The sequence below is a fragment of the Nesterenkonia maliinae genome, assembly GCF_051262655.1.
Taxonomy (GTDB): Bacteria; Actinomycetota; Actinomycetes; order Actinomycetales; family Micrococcaceae; genus Nesterenkonia.
Genome location: NZ_JBIMEY010000001.1, coordinates 195,618 through 220,939 on the forward strand (window position 1 = coordinate 195,618; position 25,322 = coordinate 220,939).

At 67.4% G+C, this 25,322-nt stretch carries 23 protein-coding genes, 1 tRNA gene and 1 other RNA gene; 12 read left to right on the forward strand and 13 right to left on the reverse strand.

Annotated features, from left to right (window positions below; genetic code table 11):
• Positions 1 to 99: 99 nt before the first annotated feature.
• From ACHAA4_RS00870 to msrB, 4 genes are read right to left on the reverse strand one after another with little or no spacing between them, the layout of a single operon-like run.
• The gene (locus tag ACHAA4_RS00870) at positions 100 to 1,329 is read right to left on the reverse strand and encodes a ribonuclease D (protein WP_435772961.1); all 1,230 of its coding nucleotides are present in this window, start codon (positions 1,327 to 1,329) and stop codon (positions 100 to 102) included.
• A gap of 19 nt (positions 1,330 to 1,348) precedes the next feature.
• Positions 1,349 to 2,050: a DUF3000 domain-containing protein gene (locus tag ACHAA4_RS00875; RefSeq protein ID WP_435772318.1), complete on the reverse strand. Its 702-nt coding sequence runs from the start codon at positions 2,048 to 2,050 to the stop codon at positions 1,349 to 1,351.
• 35 nt (positions 2,051 to 2,085) lie between these two features.
• The gene (locus ACHAA4_RS00880; protein ID WP_435772319.1) at positions 2,086 to 3,144 is read right to left on the reverse strand and encodes a threonine aldolase family protein; all 1,059 of its coding nucleotides are present in this window, start codon (positions 3,142 to 3,144) and stop codon (positions 2,086 to 2,088) included.
• Positions 3,145 to 3,147: 3 nt separating this feature from the next.
• Entirely contained in the window at positions 3,148 to 3,564 is a 417-nt protein-coding gene (gene msrB, locus ACHAA4_RS00885; RefSeq protein ID WP_435772320.1) for a peptide-methionine (R)-S-oxide reductase MsrB, read from the reverse strand.
• 45 nt (positions 3,565 to 3,609) lie between these two features.
• Between msrB and ACHAA4_RS00890 the strand changes: the two genes are divergently transcribed.
• A complete protein-coding gene (locus ACHAA4_RS00890; RefSeq protein WP_435772321.1) occupies positions 3,610 to 4,980 on the forward strand; it encodes an alpha/beta hydrolase family protein in 1,371 nt (456 codons plus the stop codon).
• Here the strand turns inward: ACHAA4_RS00890 and ACHAA4_RS00895 are convergent.
• The gene (locus tag ACHAA4_RS00895; RefSeq protein WP_435772322.1) at positions 4,925 to 5,398 is read right to left on the reverse strand and encodes a SufE family protein; all 474 of its coding nucleotides are present in this window, start codon (positions 5,396 to 5,398) and stop codon (positions 4,925 to 4,927) included. The two genes, ACHAA4_RS00890 and ACHAA4_RS00895, sit on opposite strands and share 56 nt — an antisense overlap.
• Complete coding sequence (locus ACHAA4_RS00900; protein ID WP_435772323.1) at positions 5,395 to 6,285, reverse strand: sulfurtransferase; 891 nt, start codon at positions 6,283 to 6,285, stop codon at positions 5,395 to 5,397. The genes ACHAA4_RS00895 and ACHAA4_RS00900 overlap by 4 nt, the downstream gene beginning before the upstream one ends.
• 88 nt (positions 6,286 to 6,373) lie before the next feature.
• Here ACHAA4_RS00900 and zapE point away from each other — a divergent pair, with 88 nt between their 5' ends.
• From zapE to ACHAA4_RS00920, 4 genes are all read left to right on the forward strand, one after another.
• Positions 6,374 to 7,429, forward strand: a complete 1,056-nt coding sequence (gene zapE / locus ACHAA4_RS00905; RefSeq protein ID WP_435772324.1) for a cell division protein ZapE — start codon at positions 6,374 to 6,376, stop codon at positions 7,427 to 7,429.
• 108 nt (positions 7,430 to 7,537) lie between these two features.
• Positions 7,538 to 8,461, forward strand: a complete 924-nt coding sequence (ppk2, locus tag ACHAA4_RS00910) for a polyphosphate kinase 2 (protein WP_435772325.1) — start codon at positions 7,538 to 7,540, stop codon at positions 8,459 to 8,461.
• 234 nt (positions 8,462 to 8,695) lie between these two features.
• The gene (gene gnd, locus ACHAA4_RS00915; RefSeq protein WP_435772326.1) at positions 8,696 to 10,156 is read left to right on the forward strand and encodes an NADP-dependent phosphogluconate dehydrogenase; all 1,461 of its coding nucleotides are present in this window, start codon (positions 8,696 to 8,698) and stop codon (positions 10,154 to 10,156) included.
• 45 nt (positions 10,157 to 10,201) lie between these two features.
• On the forward strand, positions 10,202 to 11,341 hold the full coding sequence (locus ACHAA4_RS00920) for an NAD(P)H-dependent flavin oxidoreductase (RefSeq protein ID WP_435772327.1): 1,140 nt from the start codon (positions 10,202 to 10,204) through the stop codon (positions 11,339 to 11,341).
• Positions 11,342 to 11,405: 64 nt separating this feature from the next.
• Here the strand turns inward: ACHAA4_RS00920 and epsC are convergent, their stop codons facing one another.
• The 3 genes from epsC to msrA form a co-directional block, all read right to left on the reverse strand.
• Positions 11,406 to 11,993, reverse strand: a complete 588-nt coding sequence (gene epsC, locus ACHAA4_RS00925) for a serine O-acetyltransferase EpsC (RefSeq protein ID WP_435772328.1) — start codon at positions 11,991 to 11,993, stop codon at positions 11,406 to 11,408.
• Between the two features lie 143 nt (positions 11,994 to 12,136).
• The gene (cysK, locus tag ACHAA4_RS00930; protein WP_435772329.1) at positions 12,137 to 13,072 is read right to left on the reverse strand and encodes a cysteine synthase A; all 936 of its coding nucleotides are present in this window, start codon (positions 13,070 to 13,072) and stop codon (positions 12,137 to 12,139) included.
• Between the two features lies 1 nt (position 13,073).
• Entirely contained in the window at positions 13,074 to 13,628 is a 555-nt protein-coding gene (gene msrA, locus ACHAA4_RS00935; protein WP_435772330.1) for a peptide-methionine (S)-S-oxide reductase MsrA, read from the reverse strand.
• Positions 13,629 to 13,690: 62 nt separating this feature from the next.
• Here msrA and ACHAA4_RS00940 point away from each other — a divergent pair, with 62 nt between their 5' ends.
• The 3 genes from ACHAA4_RS00940 (at position 13,691) to ACHAA4_RS00950 (ending at position 16,627) form a co-directional block, all read left to right on the forward strand.
• Positions 13,691 to 14,578, forward strand: coding sequence for a Nif3-like dinuclear metal center hexameric protein (locus ACHAA4_RS00940; RefSeq protein ID WP_435772331.1), 888 nt, complete (start codon positions 13,691 to 13,693; stop codon positions 14,576 to 14,578).
• Between the two features lie 63 nt (positions 14,579 to 14,641).
• On the forward strand, positions 14,642 to 15,094 hold the full coding sequence (locus ACHAA4_RS00945) for a reverse transcriptase-like protein (protein WP_435772332.1): 453 nt from the start codon (positions 14,642 to 14,644) through the stop codon (positions 15,092 to 15,094).
• A gap of 279 nt (positions 15,095 to 15,373) precedes the next feature.
• Entirely contained in the window at positions 15,374 to 16,627 is a 1,254-nt protein-coding gene (locus tag ACHAA4_RS00950; RefSeq protein ID WP_435772333.1) for an amidohydrolase family protein, read from the forward strand.
• A gap of 84 nt (positions 16,628 to 16,711) precedes the next feature.
• Here ACHAA4_RS00950 and ACHAA4_RS00955 read toward each other — a convergent pair whose 3' ends face one another.
• From ACHAA4_RS00955 to rnpB, 3 genes are all read right to left on the reverse strand, one after another.
• Entirely contained in the window at positions 16,712 to 17,662 is a 951-nt protein-coding gene (locus tag ACHAA4_RS00955; RefSeq protein ID WP_435772334.1) for a hypothetical protein, read from the reverse strand.
• 376 nt (positions 17,663 to 18,038) lie between these two features.
• Positions 18,039 to 19,568 carry a glyceraldehyde-3-phosphate dehydrogenase gene (locus ACHAA4_RS00960; protein ID WP_435772335.1) on the reverse strand — a complete coding sequence of 510 codons (1,530 nt, stop codon included), beginning with the start codon at positions 19,566 to 19,568 and terminating at the stop codon, positions 18,039 to 18,041.
• Between the two features lie 179 nt (positions 19,569 to 19,747).
• Positions 19,748 to 20,153, reverse strand: an RNA gene (gene rnpB / locus ACHAA4_RS00965) — RNase P RNA component class A.
• 77 nt (positions 20,154 to 20,230) lie between these two features.
• Here rnpB and ACHAA4_RS00970 point away from each other — a divergent pair.
• Together ACHAA4_RS00970 and ettA are read left to right on the forward strand one after the other, a co-directional pair.
• Positions 20,231 to 21,040, forward strand: a complete 810-nt coding sequence (locus tag ACHAA4_RS00970) for a YaaA family protein (RefSeq protein ID WP_435772336.1) — start codon at positions 20,231 to 20,233, stop codon at positions 21,038 to 21,040.
• Positions 21,041 to 21,110: 70 nt separating this feature from the next.
• Positions 21,111 to 22,793, forward strand: a complete 1,683-nt coding sequence (gene ettA / locus ACHAA4_RS00975) for an energy-dependent translational throttle protein EttA (RefSeq protein WP_435772337.1) — start codon at positions 21,111 to 21,113, stop codon at positions 22,791 to 22,793.
• A gap of 197 nt (positions 22,794 to 22,990) precedes the next feature.
• Here ettA and ACHAA4_RS00980 read toward each other — a convergent pair whose 3' ends face one another.
• A complete protein-coding gene (locus ACHAA4_RS00980) occupies positions 22,991 to 23,521 on the reverse strand; it encodes a single-stranded DNA-binding protein (RefSeq protein WP_435772338.1) in 531 nt (176 codons plus the stop codon).
• Positions 23,522 to 23,774: 253 nt separating this feature from the next.
• On the opposite strand from ACHAA4_RS00980, the gene ACHAA4_RS00985 reads away from it, so the two are divergent.
• Positions 23,775 to 23,847: transfer RNA gene (locus ACHAA4_RS00985), tRNA-Arg, on the forward strand.
• A gap of 37 nt (positions 23,848 to 23,884) precedes the next feature.
• Positions 23,885 to 25,306: a DUF2079 domain-containing protein gene (locus ACHAA4_RS00990; RefSeq protein ID WP_435772339.1), complete on the forward strand. Its 1,422-nt coding sequence runs from the start codon at positions 23,885 to 23,887 to the stop codon at positions 25,304 to 25,306.
• Positions 25,307 to 25,322: the final 16 nt, after the last annotated feature.

Sequence of the window (25,322 nt, forward strand, 5' to 3'; positions counted from 1 at the left end):
CCGTGGCGTCGGGTCGGCGCGGGACGAGCGCGCCTGAGGATGAGTCTCAGCTCACATCCTACCCATGAGTAACCCCGGGGGAAACCGTCCCGGCGAGCCTCAGAAGCTCTCCAGCGGCTCCGGGTCCAGCATTGCGACGGTGACGATCGCGGCGCACTGGTCGATCTGCCAGGGCCTGGCCCCGAGGGCGCGCAGGGCGGCGCTCACACCGTCGAGGTCCAGGACCTCCGGGGGCGTCCAACAGATCTGTTTGAGCACTGCGGGGGTCAGCAAGGTCTCAGGCATGAGTTCGAGCTCATCGGCGCGGTGGTTCAGCCAGTCCCGGGCGGTGCGGTAGCGCCGGAAGGCCAGCGGATTGCGGTCCTTCCAGGTGCGCGGGGGCGGCGGGCCGAGCGCGCGCCGCTTCGGATCCGGCGCTTGCGTGTTCTTGGTCCCGAATTCGATCGCGCGCAGCCATTTCGGCGCCTCGCGCTTGGCGGCGCGGCCGTGGAAGCCCTTGATCGAGAGCAGCTGGGGGACTGTGCGCGGCACCTCGTCCGCCGCGGCGACCAGCGCAGAGTCGGGAAGGATGTGTCCCGGGGCGATGTCCTTGGTCTCTGCCATGTTCTCCCGGGCCGCCCAGAGCTCGCGCAGCACCGCGAGCTTGCGCGGAGACTTCAGCCGGTTGACCCCGCTGGCCTTGCGCCAGCGTTCGCTGCGCGGGACGGTGACCGGACGGTGCGTGCGCAGGTGCTCGAACTCCTGCTCGGCCCAGGCCAGCTTGCCCTGGTCGCGCAGCAGCTGGGTGAGGCTCTCGCGCAGCGGGATCAGCAGCTCGACGTCGAGGGCCGCGTAGCGCAGCCAGTCCTGCGGGAGTGGGCGCCTGGACCAGTCGGCCGCGGAGTGCTCCTTGGCGAGCCGGACCCCCAGCAGCGACTCCACCACGGCCCCGAGGCCGACCCGGGGGAGCCCGGCGAGGCGCGCGGCGAGCTCGGTGTCGAAGAGGCTGTGCGGGTGCATGCCCAGCTCCGCCAGGCAGGGGAGATCCTGGGAGGCGGCGTGCAGGATCCACTCGACGTCTTCGAGGGCCTCCTGCACCGGGGTCAAGGTGGTGAAGGGTTCTGGGTCGATGAGCCACAGTCCCGACCCTTCGCGCTTGAGCTGGACCAGGAACGCGCGCTGGCCGTAGCGGAACCCTGAAGCCCGCTCGGCGTCGACGGCTACGGGGCCGGTGCCGGCCGCCAGGGCGTCGGCACAGCGCTGGAGTCCGCGAGCGGTGTCGATGACGAAGGGAACCCCATCCTCGGGTTCGGTCAGCAGCGGCGGCGGCCCCTTCTCGGGGGAGTCCATCGAGGTCTCCGGCACTGCGTCAGCTCCTCCTGATATGTGGCAGGGCGATCACTCCATCGGGCAGCGGCGGCAGTCCTGCGAAGGAACAGACCATATCGGCCCATGCTTGCAGGTGGGAGCCGAAACCGGTGCCGGTGGGGCTCCACGAGGCGCGGAGCTCCACATCGTTGCTCGGCAGCCGGTTCTCCATGCTTCCGAAGCTCTCGGAGAGGATCCTGGTGGCCGTGCCGCCCGCATGACTGTACTCCACCCCGTGCTGGGCCAGGGAATCACAGAGCCAGGTCCACGCCACGGAGCCCAGCAGCGGATCGTTGCCCATCTCGGCGTCGAGCTCGGCGCGGATATAGATCACGACCCTGAAGGTTCCGCCCCAGGCCTGCTGACCTGCGGGGTCGTGGAGCAGGATGAACCTGCCGGTGGCCAGGACCTCGGTGTCCTCGGGCTGGGGCCGCAGCCGGGTGACGGGATATGCGTCCAGCGCGAGGCCGCCGTCCGAGTGCACCTCGGCGCGCAGCGCCACCGCGAAGGGCGCCAGCTTCGACGGGGCTGGAACTTCCTGGACCAGCGCCTCCGGGCGCGGGGACGCCTGGCGCAGGCTGCTCAGTGCGCGCAGGAACGACTCAGGGAGTCCCTCGATGCCGGTGGCACCGTGGGACGGCCGCGGCGCTGTGCGCCTCGCGCCCTGCTGGTCGGGTCCGCCGAGGGGACCGAAAGCTGTCACGGCACCAGATTAGGAACAACCCCCAGGTTGACGTGCTAGGCGCGCCGCGCGACGTCCACCAGCTCGTGGATCTGCGCGTCGGTGGTCTGGAAGGAGCACATGATGCGCAGCACCGGGTTGCCGTTGGGGGCGGTGTCCCAGACATGGACCAGGTACCGGTCCCGGATCGCCTCGGCAATCTTCACCGTGACCTCCGGGAAGGTGGCGTTGACCTCGGTGGGCCGGGACAGTGTGACCCCGGGGATCTCCGCGAGGGCGCGTCCGAGTGTGGCCGCCTGCGCGTTGGCGTGAGTGGCGTTGCGCCGCCAGAGGTCGGTGCCGAAGAGCTCCAGCAGCTGGGCGGAGATGAAGCGCTGCTTGGACGCCAGCTGCATCGAGAACTTCTGGATGAAGTCGGTGCCAACCACGCGGTCCGGGTTGATCACCACCACGGCCTCCGCGGCCATCGCGCCGTTCTTGGTGCCGCCGAGGCTCAGCACGTCGACGCCGGCGGCGGTCGTGAACTCGCCCAGCGAGCAGCCGAGCGCGGCGGCCGCGTTGGAGATCCGCGCGCCGTCCAGGTGCACCCCGAGCCCGTGGGCGTGGGCGACCTCGGCCACCTCCGCGATCTCCTGTGCCGTGTAGACGGTGCCCAGCTCGGTGGACTGGGTGAGCGTGACCGCAAGCGGCTGGGCCGCGTGGACGAAGCCCAGGGCCTTGAGCTCCGCGCGGACGTCGGCCGGGGTCAGCTTCCCGTCGGCGGTCGGGCGGGGCAGCAGCTTGAGTGCACCGAGGCGTTCCGGGGCGGCGCCCTCGTCGTTGTTCACGTGGGCCTGGGCCGAGCAGATCGCGGCCCCCCAGCGGGGCAGCAGCGCCTGCAGCGCCACCACGTTGGCGCCGGTGCCGTTGAAGACCGGCAGGATCTCCGCGCGGGCGCCGAAGGTCTCCTTGATCACGTCGCGCAGCTGGGCGGTCACCGGGTCGGCCCCGTAGGGCAGGGCGGCGTCGGTGTTGACCTGGCTCAGCGCCTGCAGAATCTCAGGCGAGACCCCGGCGACGTTGTCGGAGGCGAAGGAGGCGTCCAGCAGTCGCGGCTGAGTCTCGGTGGTCGTCACTGCTCAGCTCTCGGTGGCTTCGTGGAAGTCCATCGAGATGGAGTTGATGCAGTAGCGCTGGTCGGTGGGGGTGTTGAAGCCCTCACCGGTGAAGAGATGTCCCAGGTGGGAGTCGCAGGAGCCGCAGCGCACCTCGGTGCGCTCCATGCCCATCGAGGTATCCGTGAGATAGCGGATGTTCGCGTCGGCGGCGGGTTCGAAGAAGCTGGGCCAGCCGCAGCGCGAGTCGAACTTCTCGGTGGAGGTGAACAGCGCCGCGCCGCAGGCTCGGCACGAATAGGTGCCGGCGGCCTTGTTGTCCCAGTACTCTCCGGTGTACGCGCGCTCGGTGCCGCCCTGGCGCAGCACCTGGTACTCCTGGGGGCTGAGCTTCTCGCGCCACTGATCGGCGCCGGTCGCGTTCGTCTGGTTCTCACTCATACCCCTATCTCATCACGTTCCGCGCGCCCGCGTAAGCTGAGCTCCATGACGTCCACGATGAGCGAACCCGGTGCCGCAGCGGCACGGGCGAATGCACTTGTCCAGCGCGCGGCCCAGACATGGACCAGCAGGTTCCGACGCGAATCCGAGGTGCACACCCCTTGGGTCCGCGCCACCGCCTTGGGCGTGGGCACCGGACTCGCCGCCGGAATGACGCTGGCCGCGGCCGCCTCCGGCCTCGCCGGATATTTCGCCCGAGCCGTGGTCACCCCGGTGCGCGAACGTGCTGAAGATCTCGAGATCCTTGCCGTCACCCGAGGACCCGAAGGAGACGAGGTGATCCTGCCGATCACCGCCGAGACGGTGGTCGACGGCACCTATGGATTGTTCTTCCACGGCGGACGCTCGCTGGCGCGGATCGGCCCGATCACTGCGCTGGAACCTAAGGGAGGCACCGTCACCCGTCCGGTGGAGAAGGTCTACGGCGGGGATCTGCGCACCGCGGTGCGCGGCTGGTGGACCTCGGTGGTCTACCTGAACCCCGCCGACGCCGGGTTCGCCAGCGAAGAGGTCGTCATCACCCTGCCCGGCGGGCCGTCCCCGGCCTGGTACGTCCCGCCGCAGCCGGCCGTCGCCGGTCTGCCCGCGGAGCATCAGGGCCCGCTGGCCGGGCGCAACGTCTGGGTGATCGCCGTCCACGGACGGGGAAGCAACCGCACCGAGGGGATCCGGGCGCTGGCAGCCACCTCGGCGCTGGGCGCCGAAACGCTGCTGATCTCCTACCGCAACGACGGCGAGGCACCGGCTGCCGCGGACGGCCGGTACGGCCTCGGGGTCACCGAGTGGGAGGACGTGGAGGCGGCCATCGAGTACGCGCTGGGGCGCGGCGCCGAAGACGTCATCCTGCTCGGCTGGTCCATGGGCGGGGCGATCAGCCTGCAGACCGCCGACCGCTCACGCTACGCGGAGTACATCCGCGGCCTGGTGCTCACCGGTCCGGTGATCGACTGGATGGACGTGCTCGCCCACCAGGCCAAGGCCAACCGGATCCCCACTCTCGTGGGCCGGCTGGGCCAGTGGTTCATCTCCAACCCGGGCGGACGGCGGGTCACCGGGCTGGCCGCCCCGGTGGACCTGCAGGCGATGAACTGGATCGACCGGGCCGATCAGCTCCGCGACCACGTGCTGATCATGCACAGCGTCGATGACCACATCGTGCCCTACGGGCCCTCCCGGGATCTCGCCCGGAAGAACCCGAAGGTCACCTATGTCAGCTTCGCCCAGGCGCGCCACGTCAAGGAGTGGAACCACGACCCGGAGCGCTGGGACACATCCGTGATCGACTGGGTCACCGACCTGTTCAGCCGGCCTGCGCCGGGGCAGACTCGGCCAGGTGAGCCCGGATATTACGCTTGATCCGGCCCAGCATCGCGGTCATCCCGCGCAGCCGCAGCGGAGTGATCGCCTTCGACAGGCCTAGGCGCTCGGAGAGGTCTTCGGGCACCGCGAGGATCTCCTCGTAGCGCAGACCGCTCAGCCCCTCATGCAGGATCGCCGCGAAGCCCCTGGTGGTCGGCGCCTCCGGGGGTGCGGCGAAGAAGATCGCGGCGGTCCTGGCGGCGTCGTCGTACTCCAGGGTCAGGAACAGCGGTGACTGGCACTCCACCACCTCTTCCATCTGGTCGTAGCTGTTGAGGTAGCGCTCAGGGAGCTCAGGGAGCTCGCGGGAGAACTCGAGCAGCAGCTCCAGCTTCTCCCGGTCTGCCAGCTCAGAGAACTCCTCGATGACCTCGGCGAGCTGCTCCGGAAGCTGCGGGTTGGGGGTCTGGCTCATGCGCCGGGCACCTCGCCTGGCTGCTCACCGGTGGCGATCGGCAGCCGCACCGCGTTGCCCCACTCGGTCCAGGAGCCGTCGTAGTTGCGGACGTTGTCGTAGCCGAGCAGGTGCTGCAGCACGAACCAGGTGTGGGAGGAGCGCTCACCGATCCGGCAGTACGCGATGACCTCCTCGGCGGACCCCAGGCCCGCCTGCTCGGTGTAGATCGCCTCCAGCTCGGCGCGCGAGCGGAAGGTCCCGTCCTCGTTGGCGGCCTTGGCCCACGGCACCGAGGCGGCGGAGGGGATGTGGCCGCCGCGCAGCGCACCCTCCTGCTCGTAGCCCTCCATATGAGTGCGCTCACCGGAGTACTCCAGGGGGGAGCGGACGTCGATCATGGGCTTGCCGAAGTGGGCGAGCACGTCCTCGCGGAAGGCGCGGAAGGTCGAGTCGTCGCGCTGCGCCGGCGCCGGGTAGGTCACCGCGGCAGGCGTCTGCACCTGGGTGACCAGCTCGCGGCCCTCGGCGGCCCACTTCTGCCGGCCGCCGTCCATCAGGCGCAGGTCCGCGTGGCCGAAGAGGGTGAAGACCCAGAGGGCGTAGGCCGCCCACCAGTTCGACTTGTCCCCATAGAAGACCACGGTGGTCTCCGGCGTGATGCCCTTGGCCGCGGCAAAGGACGCGAACTGCTCCGGGCCCAGGAAGTCCCGGGTGACCGGGTCGTTGAGGTCGGTGTGCCAGTCGATCTTCTGGGCTCCGGGGATGTGGCCGGTCTCGTAGAGGAGGACGTCCTCGTTGGATTCCAGCAGCACCACGGAGGGGTCATCCTTGTGCTGCGCCACCCAGTCGGTGGAGACCAGGGCGTCGGGGTGGGCGTACTGGGAGAAGTCTTTTTCTTCGGTCATGATGCACAGAACCTTCCGTCGTCACTGGGTCACCTTCCAGGATAGGGAATCAGCCGGTGAAACACGCAGTCGTGGGTAGAGTGGTCATATGCCGTCAAACGCCACTCCGCTGAGCCAGCGGACCCCAAAGCTCGGAGTCGGTCAGCTCTTGGAGGGCCTGCGGCCGTCCTTCCGCTTCGCCGAAGTCTCCTTCGACTCCTACATCCCGGACCCCGCGCACCCGTCGCAGGAGAAGGCGGTCACCGCGCTGCGTGAGTTCTCCGCATCGGTGGGCGCCAGCCAGGTCGGCGGCGGCTTCCTCGGCAAGCTCTTCGGCCGCGCCCCAGCCAAATCCCAGGTGCCCGCCGGGATCTACCTCGACGGCGGCTTCGGTGTGGGCAAGACCCACCTGCTCGCCTCGCTGTACCACTCGGTCGAGGGCCAGCGGGCGTTCGGCACCTTCGTGGAGTACACCAACCTCGTCGGCGCCCTGTCCTTCCGGCGCACCGTGGATGTGCTCAGTGACTATTCGCTGGTCTGCATCGATGAGTTCGAGCTCGATGACCCGGGCGACACCGTGCTGATGTCGCGGCTGATGCGGGAACTGGCCGACGCCGGGGTCAAGCTCGCCGCGACGTCGAACACGCTGCCCGGATCCCTGGGGGAGGGGCGCTTCGCCGCCGCCGACTTCCAGCGTGAGATCCAGGTGCTCTCGGACCAGTTCTCGGTGATCAAGGTCGACGGCGAGGACTACCGCCACCGCGGTCTTCCCGAGGCGCCGGCACCGCTGAGCTCGGAGGAGATCGAAGACTTCGCCAATAAGCAGTACCCCGAGGCGCGGATCGCAGTGGACGACTTCGGCGCACTGTGTGAGCACCTGAGCGGGGTGCACCCCAGCCGCTACCGGCAGCTGGTCACTGACATGGACGTGCTGGTGCTCAAGGATGTCGAGACCATCGAGGGCCAGGCTCTGGCGCTGCGCTTCGTGGTGCTGGCCGACCGGCTCTACGACCAGGACATCAAGATCGTCGCCTCCGGGAAGCCCTTCGACAAGCTGTTCACCGAAGAGATGATGACCGGCGGGTATATGAAGAAATATCACCGCACGGTCTCCCGGCTCACTGCGCTCGCGCGCGCCGGGCAGATGGGTGAGCAGGCGCTCTGAGCAGCCGCGGTCGGGAGCAGGCTTCCAGATCGGACCAAGACGGTTAACAATGTGTTCATAGACATCTGATGAGCTGGCAGCAGCCGCATCTCGAGAAAGGCTGATCTGATGAATGACCCGATCTTCCAGGTCGACGGCACCGCGCGCAAGAACCTCCGTGAGTTCATCGATGAGCTTCGCGAGGGCGGGTACACGGTGCTGGACGGTCACACTCCTGACCCGGACCTGATCGACCCGCAGGGTCGCGCCGTGGAGACCTGGCACGAGAACTACCCCTACGAGCATCGGCTCTCCCGCGACGTCTACGAGATCGAGAAGTATCACCTGCAGGTGGAGCTGCTGAAGTTCCAGTACTGGGCCGAGGACTACGGGCTCAAGCATGTGATCGTCTTCGAGGGCCGTGACGCCGCTGGCAAGGGCGGCACGATCAAGCGCTTCACCGAGCACCTGAATCCGCGGACCGCGCGCGTGGTGGCACTGAACAAGCCCTCGGACCGGGAGCTGGGCCAGTGGTACTTCCAGCGCTATGTCGATCACCTGCCCACCGCCGGGGAGATGGTGCTCTTCGACCGCTCCTGGTACAACCGGGCCGGGGTGGAACGGGTGATGGGCTTCTCCTCTGATCAGGAGTATGAGCTCTTCATGCGCCAGGCCCCGCAGTTCGAGCAGATGCTGGTCGAGGCCGGGATCCACTTGACCAAGTTCTGGTTCTCCGTCACCCAGCAGGAGCAGCGCACCCGGTTCGCGATCCGCCAGATCGACCCGGTCCGGCAGTGGAAGCTCTCACCCATGGACCTGGAGTCCCTGGACCGCTGGGAGGCCTACACGGAGGCCAAGGAAGAGATGTTCCTGCGCACGGACACCGATCACGCCCCGTGGATGACGATCAAATCCAACGACAAGAAGCGGGCCCGGCTCAATGCGATGAAGTGCTTCCTGGCCCAGTTCGAGTACGAGGGCAAGGACCACGAGATCGTCGGGGAGCCCGACCCGCTGATCGTGCGCCGCGGCCGCGACGCCGTCGGTGACTGAGCCTCGATCCGAATGCCCCCGCCAGACCTGGGCCTCCGAGCAGGCCGAAGCGGTAGAGTTGCAGTGCTCGCCTCGGGGACGCCGAGGTTCACGACGGCGGGATCCCATGTCAGCTCTCCAGCGCGCCTGCCGCGCGCAAGGTGCGCGGGACCCGCGTCACTGCGATCCGCGCCTGCGGGCAGGGAACATGCTGCACTGTGAGAATGTCTGACTGACCTCGACGAAGGAGAATGCATGAGTGCCCATATCGGAGTGACCGGCCTGGCCGTCATGGGAGCCAACCTGGCTCGCAATCTGGCCCGCAACGGCTACACCGTCGCACTGCACAACCGTTCGGTCGCCCGCACGGACGCCCTGCTGCACGCCCACGGCGGTGACGGCGACTTCGTCCGCACCGAGACCCTTGCCGAGCTGGTGGACTCTCTGGAGCGCCCCCGTCGCGTGCTGATCATGGTCCAGGCCGGAGCCCCGGTGGACTCGGTGATCGCTGACCTGGTGCCCCTGCTCGATGAGGGTGACATCATCATCGACGGCGGCAACTCCTTCTACGAGGAGACCCGGCGCCGCGAGGAGAGCCTGCGCGCGAAGAACCTGCACTTCGTCGGCGTCGGCGTCTCCGGCGGCGAAGAGGGCGCGCTCAACGGCCCCTCGATCATGCCCGGCGGCTCCAAGGAGTCCTATGACTCCCTCGGACCGATGCTGGAGAAGATCTCCGCGAAGTACAACGGCGAGCCCTGCTGCGCCTGGATCGGCACCGACGGCGCCGGCCACTACGTCAAGATGGTCCACAACGGCATCGAGTACGCCGATATGCAGGTCATCGGTGAAGCCTTCGACCTGATGCGCTCCCTCGCCGGGATCGAACCCCGCGAGCAGGCCGGGGTGTTCCGCGAGTGGAACACCACCGACCTGGCCTCCTACCTGATCGAGATCACCTCCGAGGTGCTCGAGCAGGAGGACGAGACCACCGGCCGCCCGCTGGTCGACGTGGTCGTGGACTCCGCAGGACAGAAGGGCACCGGACGCTGGACCGCGATCTCGGGCCTGGAGGTGGGTTCACCGGTCACCGCGATCGCCGAGTCCGTCTTCGCCCGCTCGATCTCCTCCCAGCGCGAGCTGCGCGCGGTCACCAATGCCACCTTCAGCGCCGGGGTCGACGAGACCCTCTCGGCGACGGAGAAGTACGGCAGCACCGAGGACCGCCAGGACTTCGTCGAAGACGTGCGCAAGGCGCTCTACGCCTCCAAGCTCGTCGCCTACGCCCAGGGACTGGACATGCTCGTCGCCGCCGGCGAGGAGTACGGCTGGGAGCTGGACCTGAAGGCCATCGCCTCGCTCTGGCGCGCCGGCTGCATCATCCGCGCTGACCTGCTGGACACCATCATGAAGGCCTACGACGCGCCCCGCGACCAGCAGCCCCAGAACCTGCTGCTGGCACCGGAGTTCAACGAGGCCATCAACGAGTGCCTCCCGGCCTGGCGCCGCGTGGTCGCGGCCGCCGCGACCTACGGCGTCCCCGCCCCGGTGTTCTCCTCCTCGCTGTCCTACTACGACAGCCTGCGCCGGGAACGCCTGCCCGCCGCGCTGACCCAGGGTCTGCGCGACTACTTCGGCGCGCACACCTATAAGCGCGTGGACAAGGAAGGCACCTTCCACACGCAGTGGTCCGGTGACCGCAGCGAGATCGACGCCTGATCCGGTCGGATCAGCACTCGACGCTGACCTCACGGAGCTGAACCCATGAGCATCAGGACGGCCGGTCTGCTGGCCACCTCGGGCGCCACCATCCCCATGGTGGCAGCCCCGATGGCCGGCGGACCGAGTCGTCCTGAGCTCGTTTCAGCGGCCGCCGAAGCAGGCGGCATCGGCTTTCTCGCGGCGGGATACAAGAAGCCCGAGGACCTGGCGGCACAGATCCAACAGGTCCAGCGCTCCACGCCGCGCTTCGGGGTCAACCTGTTCGTGCCCAACCCGGTCCCGATCGGCGCGGCCACCCTCGCCCGGCATCGCGCCGCAGTGCAGGAGTGGCTGGAGAACCACGCACAGGACGGCGCACCCTGGGCGGCCGCCGTGAAGCTGCCGGAGCTCGCCAGTCTGGACGGGGTCGGGTCCGCGGAGGGCCTCTCCGCTGATGTTCGGGCTGATGACCGGGCTGATCTCTGGGACGACTTCTGGGAGCAGAAGCTGGCGGTGCTCGAAGCTCACCCGGTCCCGCTGATCAGCCTCACCTTCGGGCTGCCCGGCGTCGGAGACATCGCCCGGATGCAGTCCACCGGGGCGAAGGTGCTCCAGACGGTGACCTCCACGCAGGAGGCCCAGGACGCTGACCGCGCCGGGGTCGACGGCCTCATCGTCCAGGCGTCCCCCGCCGGAGGGCACTCCGGAAGCTGGACGCCGCAGCGGGTTCCCGAGCACACCGAGCTTCTCGAGCTGCTGAGCGCGGTTGCCCGGGTCACCGCGCTGCCGCTGTGGGCCGCCGGCGGCATCGCCGACGCCGCAGGGGTCAGTTCCGTACTCGGCGCCGGTGCCGAGGCCGCGGTCTTGGGCACCGCGCTGCTGCGCAGTCCCGAGAGCGGGGCGCATGCGACGCATAAACAGGCGCTGGCGACACCGCCGGGGGAGCCGGAGACCATCATCACCACGGCGTTCTCCGGACGGCCGGCGCGGGCGCTGCGCAACAGCTTCACCGACGCGCTGACCGGGTCCTCGCCGTCGGGCTTCCCCGCCCTGCATCAGCTCAGCGGCGGGCTGCGCCGGGCCGCCGGCGCGGCCGGGGACCCCCATGGGCTCAACCTCTGGGCGGGCACCGGGTTCGCGTCCGCGAGGTCGGAGCCGGCCGCAGAGATCATGCGCAGCCTGGCCGGCAGCCACCGGCTCTAGCCGCGGAGCCGGCGGCCGCCCGCGGGGCAGTCTCCGGACGGACGGCTACTGGGCAGACCAGTCGCTAGATGAACAGCGCGGGGTCCAATGCGTACTCGGCGGGATCCACGTGCGGCTTGCGCTCGGCGACGCCGCGCTCCCGGGCCTTGGCCGGAATGCCGGTCAGGATCGAGTTGGGCGGTGAGGACTTCACGACGACGGCGTTCGCGCCCACCGCCGAACCGGCGCCGATCTCCACCGGGCCGATGACCTTGGCCCCGGCCCCGACGACGACCCCGTCGCGCAGGGTCGGATGCCGCTTGGTCTGTTCCAAGGAGCGTCCTCCGAGGGTCACGCCCTGGTAGAGCATGCAGTCATCGCCCACCTCGGCGGTCTCACCGATGACCACGCCCATGCCGTGATCGATGAAGAAGCGCCGTCCGATCTGCGCGCCGGGATGGATCTCGATGCCGGTGAGGCCGCGGGTCAGCTGGGACAGCGCGCGGGCCGGGGTCTTCAGCGCGCCGTGCTGCCACATCCGGTGGGCAAGTCGGTGCGACCAGACCGCGTGCAGCCCGGAGTAGACCAGCACCACCTCGGCGGTGCTGCGCGCGGCGGGATCGTGTTCACGCGCGGCTTTGATGTCCTCGCGCAGACGCTTCAGAGGGCCCAAGGGGGAGTCAACCTTTCACAGGGATCGAACGTGTCGGCTCGTGCTGTCCGCGTCACCACGTCCCGTGCGGGGCGGACACGTGGTGACGCGTGCAGCGGAGCTGTGCAGCTGGTTCTTCGCGGCAGGACGGGCCCGCCGGAGGATCAGCCGCGGATGTCTTCGTAGAGCAGCGTGGAGATGTAGCGCTCTCCGAAGTCACAGGCGAAGGTCACGATGAGCTTGTCCCGGTTCTCCTCGCGGGAAGCCAGCTCCAGGGCTGCCGCGACGTTCGCGCCGGTGGAGATGCCGCCCAGGATGCCTTCCTGGGTGCCGAGGTCGCGGGCACAGGTGACGGCCTTCTCCAGGTTGGCCTGGTATACCTCGTCGTAGATCTCCTGGTCCAGGATGTCCGGGATGAAGTTCGGACCGATGCCCTGGATCTTGTGCGGTCCGGCGGTGCCGCCGGAGAGGATGGGGGAGTCCTCGGGTTCAACCGCGACCAGGTGGATGCCCGGCTTGTACTCCTTGAGCCGGCGGCCGGCGCCGGTGATCGTGCCGCCGGTGCCGATGCCGGCGATGAAGATGTCGACCTCGCCGTCGGTGTCGCGCCAGATCTCTTCACCGGTGGTCCGGTAGTGGGTGGCGGGGTTGGCCTCATTGGCGAACTGGCGGGCCCAGATGGAGTTCTCGGTGTCGGCAACGATGGCCTTGGCCCGCTCCACCGCGCCGCGCATGCCCTCTGCGCCGGGGGTCAGCACGATCTCGGCGCCATAGGCGCGCAGCATCACCCGACGTTCGGTGGACATGGTCTCCGGCATGGTGAGCACCACACGGTAGCCGCGGGCGGCGCCGACCATGGCCAGCGCGATCCCGGTGTTGCCCGAGGTTCCCTCCACGATGGTCCCGCCGGGCTTGAGCATGCCAGAGGTCTCTGCGGCGTCCACGATGGCCGCACCGATGCGGTCCTTGATCGAGCTCGCGGGGGAGTAGAACTCCAGCTTCATCGCGATGTTGCCCGGAAGGTCTGCACCGAGCCGGTTCAGCCGCACCAGGGGGGTGTTGCCGACCGCCTGGGTGATGTTGTCAAGAATCTTGGCCATATCAGTGTGTGGACCTTTCTTCCTCGGGTTTCAACCATGAAGCATAGTCTCTGCGGAGCTTCGAGACCTTGGGATCGATGATGACCTGACAGTATCCGACATCTGGACGTCGGGCGTGGAAGTCCTGGTGGACCTCCTCGGCTTCGAAGACCCGGCCCAGCGGCTCCAGCGAGGTCACGATGGGCCGATCGAAGGAGTTCTGCGCGCGCTGGATGGCGGCGGCGAACTCATCGTGCTGGGCCTCATCGGTGTAGAACATCGCCGAGCGGTACTGGGTGCCGACGTCGTAGCCCTGCCGGTTCAGCGTGGTCGGGTCGTGGCTGGAGAAGAACACGTCGTAGAGCACCTGGTCCGGGAGCACGCTCGGGTCATAGGTGATCTCCACGCCTTCGGCATGTCCGGTGCCGCCGGAGGCGACGGCCTCGTAGATGGCCGGACCGGAGCCGCCGGTGTAGACGCTGCGCACGTGATGCACTCCGCGCAGTCGACGGGCGAGGGAATCCAGGCACCAGAAGCATCCGGCGGCGAGCACCACGGTCTTATGAGAGTTGTCCATGACCAGCACAACCGTCCGTGTCCCGGGCTCTATTCCTGAACCGGAGCCTGTAGAAAAGAGACATGTCGCCCAGCCCTGCTCCGCGCCCAGATGAAACCACCTCCGACTCCCAGGTCCCGACCCTCGATGAGGTGCTCGACGCGGCCGAGGAGCTCTGGCCGCGTTCGCTGGCGGAGTCCTGGGACGCCGTCGGTCTGGTGACCGGCCGGCGGGACACGCTGGTGCGGCGGATCAACTTCGCCGTGGACCCGGTGCGGGCTGTCATCGAGGAGGCCGCGAGCTCCGGGACCGACCTGCTGATCACCCATCACCCGCTGCTGCTGCGCGGGGTCACCTCCGTGGAGGCCGGGCAGTTCAAGGGCGAGATGGTCCACCGGCTGATCGAATCGGGCTGTGCCCTGCTGACGGCCCATACCAATGGGGACTCGGCGATCGGCGGGGTCAACGATGTCCTCGCCGAAGCGCTGGGACTCGAAGACACGGCGCCGCTGGCGCCCGCCGCGGACGGTCTGGCCGCCGAGGGGCTCGGCCGGATCGGCACGCTGCCCGAGCCGCTGACGCTTGGGGGGTTCGCCGCTCGAGTGTTCTCGGTGCTGCCTGCTGTGGCCGGCGGGGTCCGGGCAGCCGGTGATCGTGACGGGCTGGTCCAGCGGGTGGCGCTGTGCGGCGGGGCGGGGGACTCCCTGCTGTCCGCGGCCGCCGACGCGGGGGCAGACGTCTTTTTGACCGCGGACCTGCGTCATCATCCAGCCTCGGAGGCCCGTGAAGCCGCGGCAGAGGGGCGCCCCTACCTGATCGATGTCTCGCACTTCGCCTCAGAGTGGCTCTGGCTGCCCACCGCCGCGCAGGCCCTCCACCGGGCGCTGACCGATCGCGGCTACGATGTGGAGGTTGCCGTCAGCGGCATCAACACCGACCCCTGGGACTTTGTGCTCACACCGGGCCACTGATGTGCCCGCGTGTCTGAGGCGCCCCACCTCTAAGACCTGAACTGACTCGAAGGTGCGTGAGCCATGACCACTCTGTTCGTCGAGGCCGACGGCGGAAGCCGCGGCAATCCTGGAATCGCCGGCTCCGGCGCCCTCGTCCGCAATGAGGCGGGTCAGATCCTCGCCACCAAGGCCACCCCGCTGGGAAAGGCGAGCAACAACGTCGCCGAATACACCGGGCTGATCGAGGGTCTGCGGCTGGCCCGCGACCTGGACCCGGAGGCCTTCGTAGAGGTCAAGCTGGACTCCAAGCTGGTGGTCGAGCAGATGAGCGGGCGCTGGAAGATCAAACACGAGGACATGAAGAGACTCGCCGCCGAGGCCTCCACCATCCTGCCGCCGATGCAGGTCCGCTACACCTGGATCCCGCGCAAGGAGAACGGCGACGCCGACGCGCTCAGCAATGAGGCGATGGACGCCTGCGCCGCCGGGATCCCCTGGGATCCGAGCCGCAGCCGGATCCGCCCGGTGGGCTGACTGGCGGCGCGGGGTCGACCTGGCGTTCGCGGCAACGCTCGACATTTGGATTCGAGGGGACATAAGCGTCACGAGTCGAGGAGCCCTTGCCGCGAGGTGATGGTCATGAGTCAATCCGGGTTCTCTCGTGGCTTTCGCCATCGTTCTGCGCAGACCTCGGAAACGCGGGCCCGAAATGCGGTCCGCACGGTCAAGGACGTTGTTCTGTCGCACTGAGTAGAACGACTCCATCGCCGCAGCGTCCCCGGCAGCGCCGTCTCGGCTCAGGAGCCTGCGGGGTTGCAGTCAGCGGAGAATCCGGGTTTTGCGACCTGTTTCGGAGACACCGGGCGTAACCTTGATCTATGTCGTTGGTCGTCGTCCTTGGTGTTGGCTTCTCGAAAGCTGTCTGATCACACTTCCACTGCGCGTGCCGTCAAGGCGACCTCAAAGGAGAACGAGATGTCGTCCACCTCACCTGCCGCTCAGCCGGCCGTTCCGCAGACCGGCGTCATCGATCCCCACATCCACCAGTGGGACCCACTCACGACACGACGCACCAAATCGGGCATGGCGCGGCTCCTTCGATTCCTCCCCACGATCCCTCGTGCCCTGCGCCTGGCGATGCCGCAGGCCGATCGCGAGTTCGTGGGAAACCCGGCCCACGTGCTGCGTCCCTACCTGCCGGCGGACTATCGGCGCGACGCGGCCGAGCTGCCGGTTCGCGCGATCGTGCACATAGAAGCCGCCTGGCCTGAACGCGAGCACATGGACACGGTCGCTGAGACCCGCTGGTTGATGACGCTGCCATTCGGTCGTGACGGCAACCCCGAACTCGGCGCCATCATCGCCCATGTCGACCCCAGATGGTCAGATGCCGCGGCAGTCCTCGACGCCCACCTGGAGGCTTCTCCACTGGTCCGAGGCATACGGCTGTCCGCCTCACACCACCCCGACCGCGGAGTGCGCGACTTCGCCGATGGCCCGCACGTCCTCAGCAGCCGGTCCTTTCTGCAAGGCTTCAGCGCTGTCGCCGACCGGGGCCTCTCGATGGAGATCTGGTGCTACGACCATCAGCTGTCCGATGCCTTGAGGCTCGTCACCGAGTACCCCCAAACCACATTTGTCCTGAACCACTACGCGACGCCGGTCGCAATGTTCGGCCCCCGTGGGCAGGGAGCAGGACGAAGCACCGACCAACGAGCAGCACAGCTCGACGCATGGCGCAAGAACATCGCCGCCCTTGCCGACCACCCCAACGTCGTGGCTAAGCATTCAGGGCTCGGCATGCCGGTGATGGGTGGTGAGTCCAGGCGCCCCATCAGCGCGGCATCGGTCGGTGAGATCGTCGACCGAGCAGCCCCGCTGATCCGTCATCTGCACAACTCCTTCGGGTCGGACCGGACGATGTGGGCCTCCAACTATCCGATCGATAAGCCCGGACTTACCCTCCCAGCCACGCTGCGGGTCGTCACCGATGTGCTGGGCTCTGATGCAGACACCACAAGGCTCACGCACGACGTCGCGAGTTCCGTCTACCGCATCGAGGTGTGATGTGATGCCCAACCACGTTGTCCAGTCTGGTGATGGGTGCTGCTTTCCCGATCGCTGAGTGGGCCCGTGGTGACGCTGCGCAGTCTAGTGACGCGAGGGTTCCTCCAACAGGCCAGCCGGGGCGCTCTCCGACGGTCTCTCTTTGTCGACCTTCAGCTGACGCAGTGTCTCCAAGATCCAAAAGGCTGCGAACAGGCTGATCTCCCACCACTCAAGAAGGATGACGAAGTGACCTGGAGCAATCAGTTCTGCGATCGCAAACGGCACGACAACACCGACGGTCATCAGTCCGAGAATGATGAGGTATGAGAATCGACGGGTCACCCAGAGATCTCTCATGCGGTAATAAGGCCAGGTGTTAGTCGCCACCGCCACGACCAGCGAACTGATGAGAAAGATACCTGCAATGTCATGGACGCTGAAAGGACCAACTCCCTGCAGCCTGACCTCCTCAGCCGGCACGAGAAACAACTGCCGCATAGCCAAGGCCAGGAACCAGATCAGGGTCAGCATTGTCGCCAGGACGAAGGCCCGGTTCAGTCGGTCGATCTTGGCTGATCGGGTGTTAGAGGCGTAAAGCTGGCCAAGATTGCCAACCTTGATCTCGCGCGCGAACAGGAGGAGGCATAGGACGACAACTGACAGAAGCGTGATCCGAAGGAAGACCACATAGTCAGCTGCTGTCAGGCCATCTGGTCCACCACCTGCCAAGAGCATCTCCATCGTGTCTTCGAAGTTGTTAGGCACCAGGGCGACGAAGATGGCGTAAAAGCCTGCCCCGTTGAGGGCGTAGTCCTCCAGTAAGCCAATGCCTTGATAAGCCACCAGGCACGCCGCCAGGGCGATCAAACAACCGACAAAGACATCGCGGACGGGGCCGCCGTAGTAGGCACTGATCGAGGTCTCTAACTCCCCGTGATAGATGGAAGTCCCGGCCGTCACGACGAGAAGAAGCCCTGGGAGAAGGATGAGTAGAACGCGCAGGTAGACATAAGTGATGCGAGCGTCCTCTGCGCGGCGAACCGTCTCTGGCATGACGCCCCCTTTCGGCGGAACGCCACGGTATCGGATGTCCCTTCGCATCAGAATGCTTCTCTCTCACAGTTCGCGCAAGGTGCTGCTACTCCGACAGCTCAACCAGCGCTGCGGCTTTCCTCTGGCTCGGTGCCGACCTGTGGTCGCAGTCAACGGCACGATGACACTGTGGGCTTCAGCTCATCGTTCAAGAACACAATCCTGAGACATGTCCGTTACCACCTGGCGTGTCCTCGGATCTGGCACTGAGGGTCCAGACGCTTCTACAGAAGTGCGGAGTGCCTCTCAGGCCAGTACGACGACGGCGGCCCGCCGCGGCAGGGGAGAGCCGCCGTCGTCGTGGGGGTCGAGGCTTAGACGCCTCCGAACCCGCTGGTCAGCCAGCGGACAGTGCAGCCTTCGGCTCGGTGGCGGCTGAGCCCGCCGCGGCCCCGTTGCTGGCAGCGTCGCGCGGCTGCACCTTCGGGTACTTAACCGGGGCGCTGCCGGTCATGTGCTCCAGGACCCGGACCACCTGAGCGGAGTAGCCGAACTCGTTGTCGTACCAGACATACAGGATCGCCTGCTTACCGTTGACGATGGTCGCCAGACCGTCCACGATCCCCGCAGCCCGGGTGCCCACGAAGTCGGTGGAGACCACCTCCGCGGAGTCGATGTAGTCGACCTGCTTGTGCAGCGGGCCTTCGAGGGACTCTCGGCGCAGGAACCGGTTGAGCTCCTCCTTGGTGGTCTCGCGGTCCAACTCCAGGTTCAGGATCGCCATCGAGACATCCGGTGTCGGGACCCGGATGGCATTGCCGGAGAGCTTCCCGGTCAGCTGGGGCAGCGCCTTGGCGACCGCCTTGGCCGCCCCGGTCTCGCTGATCACCATGTTCAGCGCCGCTGAGCGGCCGCGACGCTCACCCGGGTGGAAGTTGTCGATCAGGTTCTGGTCATTGGTGTACGAGTGCACCGTCTCCACGTGCCCGTGATCGATCCCGTAGGCCTCATCCATCAGCTTCGCCACCGGGGTGATGGCGTTGGTGGTGCAGGACGCCGCGGAGATGATCGTGTCCTCCGCGGTGATCTGCTCGTGGTTGACGCCGAAGACGATGTTCTTCAGGTCTCCCTTCCCTGGCGCGGTCAGCAGCACCCGAGAGACGCCCTTGGCTTGCAGGTGCTGGCTGAGACCCTTCTCATCGCGCCAGCGACCGGTGTTGTCCACCACCACCGCATTGCTGATTCCGTGGGCGGTGTAGTCCACCGCTGCCGGGTCCGAGGCGTAGATGACCTTGATGAAGGTGCCGTTGGCGATGATCGCCTGGTTCTCCTGATCCACCCGGATAGACCCCTCGAAGGGACCGTGGACCGAGTCGCGGCGCAGCAGCGAGGCGCGCTTGGCGAGATCGTCCTCCGCGCCCTGGCGCACCACGATGGCGCGCAGCCGCAGACCCGACGCGGAGGAGGCGTTGCCGACGATGATCCGGGCCAGCAGCCGGCCGATCCGGCCGAAGCCGTAGAGCACCACGTCGCGGGGCTCGCTCATGCCTTCGCCACCGCGGCCGAGCACCTCGGCCAGCTCTTCGCGCAGGAACGAGTCCATGTCCCCGGAGGCCGCGTAGGCAGAAACACGGTAGCGGGAGTTCAGCCGGGCGATGTCGATGCTCGCGGCACCGAGATCCAGTTCGGTGAGCGCCTGCACCAGAGGCAGGGTCTGGGACACGGGAAGCTCGGTCTCGTCGACCTGGCGGGCGAATCGGTGCGCCTTGAGGATCTCGATGGCGGACCGGTTGACCAGTCGGCGACCGTAGATCCCGGTGACCACATTGTTCTCTCGGTAGAGCTTGCCCAGCAGAGGGATCATGGCCTCGGCCTGGGACTCTCGGTCGATCCAGCTGCGCAGTTGTTCGTCTGCTTCAGTGGTCATTATTGGACGTGTCCTCACTCGTCTAGACGTCATTGTCTACATGGACCCACCGGGTGCTCGGGTGTGAGCGAACACCGCGATGTGTCCGTAGGCGAGTCTAGCCGAACCCGGCTGGCCCGAGCGGAGGGCTCGGAGCGGGACGCCCGTCATCACAGTGGAGCAGCGGGTGGGGCGGGTGGGGGACGGGTCTGTCGATAAGCCGGGTTCTGTCGCCGCGGTGATTGCTCACCGAGACGGACCATCATCCATCTGGGCCTCGTGTTGCCACGGACCTCAAGCGATCAACCCGGATGCTCGGGCGGGCAGCCCTCCAACACATCCTGTTCGACCTTGCACCGGATGGGGTTTGCCTAGCCGCCCCAGTCACCTGGGGCGCTGGTGGTCTCTTACACCACCGTTTCACCCTTACCTGCGACGACGAGCGCCGCCGGCGGTCTGTTTTCTGTGGCACTGGCCTGCGGGTCTCCCCGAGTGGGCGTTACCCACCATCCTGCCCTGTGGAGCCCGGACTTTCCTCGGCCCGAGGCAGTTATCCGCCGTCTCCGGCGGGCCTCAGTCTCGAGCCGCGATGGTCTGACCGACCCGTCCCGGCTCTCCATGGTACGGGATCGCGACACCGCCATCTGGCACTCGGTCCACGCGCTGCTTGCTAGCCTTGCTCGGTGCTGATCTTCCTGCCGCCCTCCGAGGGCAAGACACCTCCGACCGACCCCGGTGCTCCGCCGGTGGATCTGTGCAGCCTCACGCTGCCGGAGCTCGACCAGGCGCGCGCCTCGGTGATGGAGGCGCTGATTCAGGTCAGCAGCGAAGACCAGGCGCAGCAGATCCTCAACGTGGGCAAGACCGTGATGCCCCAGGTGCGCGCGAACGCGCAGCTGGGCAGCGCCCCGACCGCGCCGGCACACGAGATCTACACCGGAGTGCTCTTCGAAGCCCTCGACGCCGCGGGACTGAGTCCCGTGCAGCTGGACCGCGCTTCTCAGCAGGTGCTGGTCTTCTCCGGGCTCTTCGGGGTGACCTCCCTGACCGACCGGATCCCGGCCTACCGACTCTCCATGGGCGTGACCCTCAGCGCCCCCGGCAGCGGCCAGGGGCCGGGAGCAGCACCGGCGCACCCGGCACCCGGGCGGCTCGGCAGCTTCTGGAAGGCCGCGCTGAGTGAACCGCTGGCCCGGCTCATCGGGGATCAGCTGGTGGTCGACTGCCGCTCCAGCTCCTACGCGCAGGCGCACCGGCCGGCACCGGAACAGACCCTGATGGTCAACAGCTTCACCGAGCGCGACGGCAAGCGGAAGGTCGTCACCCACTTCGCCAAGCATGCCCGCGGCCTGCTCACCGGCATGCTGCTGCGTGCGCGGGGTCCGGAGCCCGAGACGATCGACGACGTCGCAGAGCTCGCCTCCCAGCGGTGGCGGGTGGAGCTGCGCCCGGCCACCGGGAGCACCCCGCACCAGCTGGACCTCATCGACTGAGCTCAGGTGAGCCTGCCCCAGCAGCCAGTCCATTAGCAGATTCTCCGCCCCGCCGACTAGCCTGGGGACCATGGCAGAGTTTATTTACACCATGATCAGCGCCCGCAAAAAAGTGGGCGACAAGGTCATCCTCGATGACGTCACTATGTCCTTCTACCCCGGTGCCAAGATCGGCGTGGTCGGACCCAACGGTTCGGGCAAGTCCACGATCCTCAAGATCATGGCGGGGCTCGATGAGCCTTCCAATGGCGAGGCGCGTCTCTCCCCGGGATACTCCGTCGGCATCCTGATGCAGGAGCCCGCGCTCAACGAGGACAAGACGGTGCTCGGCAACGTCCAGGAGGGCGTCGGCGAGATCTACGAGAAGCTTCAGCGCTTCAACCAGATCTCCGAGGAGATGGCGAATCCTGACGCAGACTTCGACGCCCTGATGGCCGAGATGGGCACCCTGCAGGAGGCCATCGACGCCGCCAACGCCTGGGACCTCGACTCCCAGCTGGAACAGGCCATGGACGCACTGCGCTGCCCGCCCCCGGAGGCCGACGTCAGCGTCCTCTCCGGCGGTGAACGCCGCCGCGTGGCGCTGTGCAAGCTGCTGCTCTCCAAGCCAGACCTGCTGCTGCTCGATGAGCCCACGAACCACCTCGACGCGGAGTCCGTGCTCTGGCTCGAACAGCACCTGGCCGCCTACGAAGGCGCCGTGCTGGCCGTGACGCACGATCGTTACTTCCTCGATCACGTCGCCCAGTGGATCTGTGAGGTCGACCGCGGTCGGCTGTACCCCTACGAGGGCAACTACTCCACCTACCTGGAGAAGAAGCAGGCGCGTCTAAAGGTCCAGGGCAAGAAGGACGTCAAGATGGCCAAGCGACTCTCCGACGAGCTGGACTGGGTGCGGTCCAATGCCAAGGGGCGCCAGACCAAGTCCAAGGCCCGTCTGAACCGCTACGAGGAGATGGCCGCCGAGGCCGAGCGCACCAAGAAGCTCGACATGGACGAGATCCAGATCCCACCGGGTCCGCGCCTGGGGACCCAGGTCATCGAGGCCGAGAACCTTCAGAAGGGCTTCGGCGACCGCCAGCTCATCGACGGGCTGTCCTTCTCGCTGCCGCGCAACGGCATCGTCGGGGTCATCGGTCCGAACGGCGTCGGCAAGTCCACGCTGTTCAAGACCATCGTGGGCATGGAAGAGCTCGACGGCGGCAAGCTCGCCGTCGGTGACTCCGTGAAGCTCTCCTATGTCGACCAGTCGCGCGCCGGCATCGACTCGGAGAAGAGCCTCTGGGAGGTCGTCTCCGACGGACTCGACTTCATCCATGTGGGCGCCGTCGAGATGTCTTCGCGTGCCTACGTCTCAGCCTTCGGGTTCAAGGGCCCGGATCAGCAGAAGAAGGCTGGTGTGCTCTCCGGCGGTGAGCGCAACCGGCTGAACCTCGCGCTGACGCTGAAGCAGGGCGGCAACCTGTTGCTGCTCGATGAGCCCACGAACGACCTCGACGTGGAGACCCTCGGCTCTCTGGAGAACGCGCTGCTGGACTTCCCCGGCTGCGCCGTGGTCATCTCGCACGATCGCTGGTTCCTCGACCGGGTGGCCACCCACATCCTGGCCTGGGAGGGCACGGACGAGAAGCCTGCCGACTGGTACTGGTTCGAAGGCAACTTCGAGTCCTACGAGCAGAACAAGATCGAGCGCCTCGGCGCCGATGCGGCACGCCCGCACCGCGTGACCCACCGCAGGCTCACCCGCGACTGATCTTCCAGCTCAGTCACGGACTGAATTGAGAACAGCGCGCACGTGAGCACGCGGCACTGATCCGGCCCGCCCCCGACACCCTCTGGTGATCGCGGGCGGGCCGAGTCATGTCACGCCCTGACGACCTTCCAGCTGGCTGTTGTCGGCCGTCGCCGCCTGCTTGCTGCCCCGGGTGCGCTCCCGCGACGCCGAGCCGCTCAGAAGGGGGCCACCTCCTTCTCCTGGGATTGTTCTTGGCCCTGGCCCTGGCCCTGGGCGTCGGCGTTGTCTGTGCTCCAGACCGAGTCCGCGGCGGAACTGAAGGAGTCGCTGGAGGACTCCGCGTGGGACTCCGCCCCGTTGCGGGAATTCTCCTGCCCAGAGCCCGCGCCGCCGAGTCTGGTGAATGACCCGGAGCCGAAGGTCAGGTCGTGGCCGATGGCCTCGGCGTCGATCTCCACCGAGGTGCCGCGCTGACCCTTGTCGTTCTCCCACTGCCGGACCCGCAGGCGTCCGGTCACCAGCACAGGGTCTCCTTTGTGCAGGCTGCTCTTCACGTTCTGGGCCAGCTGGCGGAACGCCGAGACCGTGTACCAGTTCGTGTCCCCGTTGACCCACCGCTCGGTCTTGCGGTCATAGCGCCGCGGAGTGCACCCGAGCCTGAAGTTCGAGATCGGCAACCCCTGGGGCGTGATGAACTCCTCCACCTCGCCGCCGAGGAACCCGCGGACGGTGATCGTTTCGCTCATTGCTCTCCTCCATCTCTGTCACGGCTGTTGAGTCTCGGCACGGCGTGCCCAGCCCCGCCGCAGGCCGTGGAAGTCGGACGGGGGTGCTTCCAGTGTTCGCGGCGATGAACCCGGTGCGGGGTCACCGCTTGAGTGTGTGGATGACCAGCGCGGAGGCGGCGTGTCGACGCGGGTTGGGGCAAACCAGGGCCGTGCCGAGCAGGTAGACTCTCTGCCTGGACCTGCTCAGGATGCTGAGACTCTGCGTGTCCACGCCTCGGTAGCTCAGGGGATAGAGCAGCGGCCTTCTAATCCGCCGGTCGGGGGTTCGAATCCCTCCCGAGGCACTTGTCCGTATCGCATAGACTCCAGCTGGCCGCCGTTATGACGGCGGCCGCTCTGCTGTATCTCGCGCACTCGTTGCTGCGCTTCCGCAACTTCGAGGCCAAGGGCTACGACCTGGGCATCTTCGACCAGGCGGTCCGCCAGTACTCGCTGTTCAAGGCCCCCATCGTGCCGATCAAGGGCGAGGACTTCCACCTCTTGGGGGATCACTTCCACCCCATCATCGCCGCCTTCGCCCCGCTCTACTGGATCTGGGACGACCCGCGGGTGCTCAACATCGGCATGATCGCGCTGCTGGTCTCCACCGCGCTGCCGGTCTACCTGGTGGTGCGCGGCTGGTTCAGCCACCTGCCGGCCCTGCTCGCCGCCGTCGCGCTGCTGCTCTTCTGGCCCTTCCAGGCGCTGGTGAACTGGGACTTCCACGAGATCGCCTTCGGCGTCCCGCTGGTGGCCTGGATCATCTGGGCCATCGAACGGCAACGAATGTGGCTGGCGGTGGGACTCGGCGCCGCGCTGCTGCTGGTGCGCGAGGACATGGGTGTCACGCTGATCGCGCTCAGCCTGGTGTTCGCCTTCAAACGGGCCTGGCTGCCCGCACTGGTCACCGCGGTCCTGGGTGTCTTCGGCTACTGGTTCGCGGTAGAGCTGGTGATCCCGCACTTCTCCGCCGCAGGGGAGTTCGGCTATTGGCAGTTCACTGAGCTGGGGCCCAGCGCGGGCGCCGCCATCGTCTTCCTGCTGACCCAGCCCTGGAACGCGGTCGTGATCCTCTTCGACCACCCCACCAAGGTGGGTCTCTGGGCGCTGCACTTCCTGCCGCTGCTGCTGCTGCCCTTCGCCTCGCCCTACGTGATCCTCGGCGCACCCATACTGCTCTCGCGGCTGTTCAACGACCGCGAGAACGTCTGGTCCGTGATCTACCAGTACGACGCGATCCTGGCCCCGATCTTCCTGCTCGCCGGCTTCGACGTCGCGCGCAGACTCATCGCGCGCTGGCCACGGCTCAAGCCGCTCGCCGTAGGACTGCCCGGCACCGTCATCGCCGTCGGCCTGGTCGGAACCCTCGCATTCCCCGGGGTCTTCCCGCTCCAGCGCACCGTCACCGCGGACAACTGGAACATGGGCGACCGAGCACTGGCGCACCAGGAGGTCACCGACGCCGTGCCCGACGATGTCTGCGTGGAGGCGGCCGATACCGCAGTGCCGCACCTGGTGGACCGCACCTCGGTGGGACTCAACGGCACCACCGATGAGGACGCGCTGACTTGGATCATCATCGATGACACGGCCGAAGAGCTCGGCGGGTCGAACCCGTTGAGCCCCGAGGAGGCCTTCGCCCGCGCTGATCGGCTGGGCTTCGAACCGGTCATCGAGGACGCCGAGGGACTCTGGCTGCTGAACCGCGACACCGCGGCAGACCGCGCGGCGGCGAGCGAATGCGCGGAATACCTGCGGCGATGACCTCGCTGTAGCATAA

Excerpts from the sequence above, each read along its gene's own strand:
- ACHAA4_RS00895 (WP_435772322.1), bottom strand. The coding sequence starts at position 5,398 with ATGAGCCAGACCCCCAACCCGCAGCTTCCGGAGCAGCTCGCCGAGGTC.
- ACHAA4_RS00940 (WP_435772331.1), top strand. The coding sequence starts at position 13,691 with ATGTCGCCCAGCCCTGCTCCGCGCCCAGATGAAACCACCTCCGACTCC.
- gnd (WP_435772326.1), top strand. The coding sequence starts at position 8,696 with ATGAGTGCCCATATCGGAGTGACCGGCCTGGCCGTCATGGGAGCCAAC.
- ACHAA4_RS00990 (WP_435772339.1), top strand. The coding sequence starts at position 23,885 with ATGACGGCGGCCGCTCTGCTGTATCTCGCGCACTCGTTGCTGCGCTTC.
- ACHAA4_RS00920 (WP_435772327.1), top strand. The coding sequence starts at position 10,202 with ATGAGCATCAGGACGGCCGGTCTGCTGGCCACCTCGGGCGCCACCATC.
- ettA (WP_435772337.1), top strand. The coding sequence starts at position 21,111 with ATGGCAGAGTTTATTTACACCATGATCAGCGCCCGCAAAAAAGTGGGC.
- ACHAA4_RS00900 (WP_435772323.1), bottom strand. The coding sequence starts at position 6,285 with ATGACCGAAGAAAAAGACTTCTCCCAGTACGCCCACCCCGACGCCCTG.
- ACHAA4_RS00945 (WP_435772332.1), top strand. The coding sequence starts at position 14,642 with ATGACCACTCTGTTCGTCGAGGCCGACGGCGGAAGCCGCGGCAATCCT.
- msrA (WP_435772330.1), bottom strand. The coding sequence starts at position 13,628 with ATGGACAACTCTCATAAGACCGTGGTGCTCGCCGCCGGATGCTTCTGG.
- ACHAA4_RS00960 (WP_435772335.1), bottom strand. The coding sequence starts at position 19,568 with ATGACCACTGAAGCAGACGAACAACTGCGCAGCTGGATCGACCGAGAG.
- ACHAA4_RS00955 (WP_435772334.1), bottom strand. The coding sequence starts at position 17,662 with ATGCCAGAGACGGTTCGCCGCGCAGAGGACGCTCGCATCACTTATGTC.
- zapE (WP_435772324.1), top strand. The coding sequence starts at position 6,374 with ATGCCGTCAAACGCCACTCCGCTGAGCCAGCGGACCCCAAAGCTCGGA.
- ACHAA4_RS00890 (WP_435772321.1), top strand. The coding sequence starts at position 3,610 with ATGACGTCCACGATGAGCGAACCCGGTGCCGCAGCGGCACGGGCGAAT.
- ppk2 (WP_435772325.1), top strand. The coding sequence starts at position 7,538 with ATGAATGACCCGATCTTCCAGGTCGACGGCACCGCGCGCAAGAACCTC.
- ACHAA4_RS00980 (WP_435772338.1), bottom strand. The coding sequence starts at position 23,521 with ATGAGCGAAACGATCACCGTCCGCGGGTTCCTCGGCGGCGAGGTGGAG.
- cysK (WP_435772329.1), bottom strand. The coding sequence starts at position 13,072 with ATGGCCAAGATTCTTGACAACATCACCCAGGCGGTCGGCAACACCCCC.
- msrB (WP_435772320.1), bottom strand. The coding sequence starts at position 3,564 with ATGAGTGAGAACCAGACGAACGCGACCGGCGCCGATCAGTGGCGCGAG.
- ACHAA4_RS00870 (WP_435772961.1), bottom strand. The coding sequence starts at position 1,329 with ATGGACTCCCCCGAGAAGGGGCCGCCGCCGCTGCTGACCGAACCCGAG.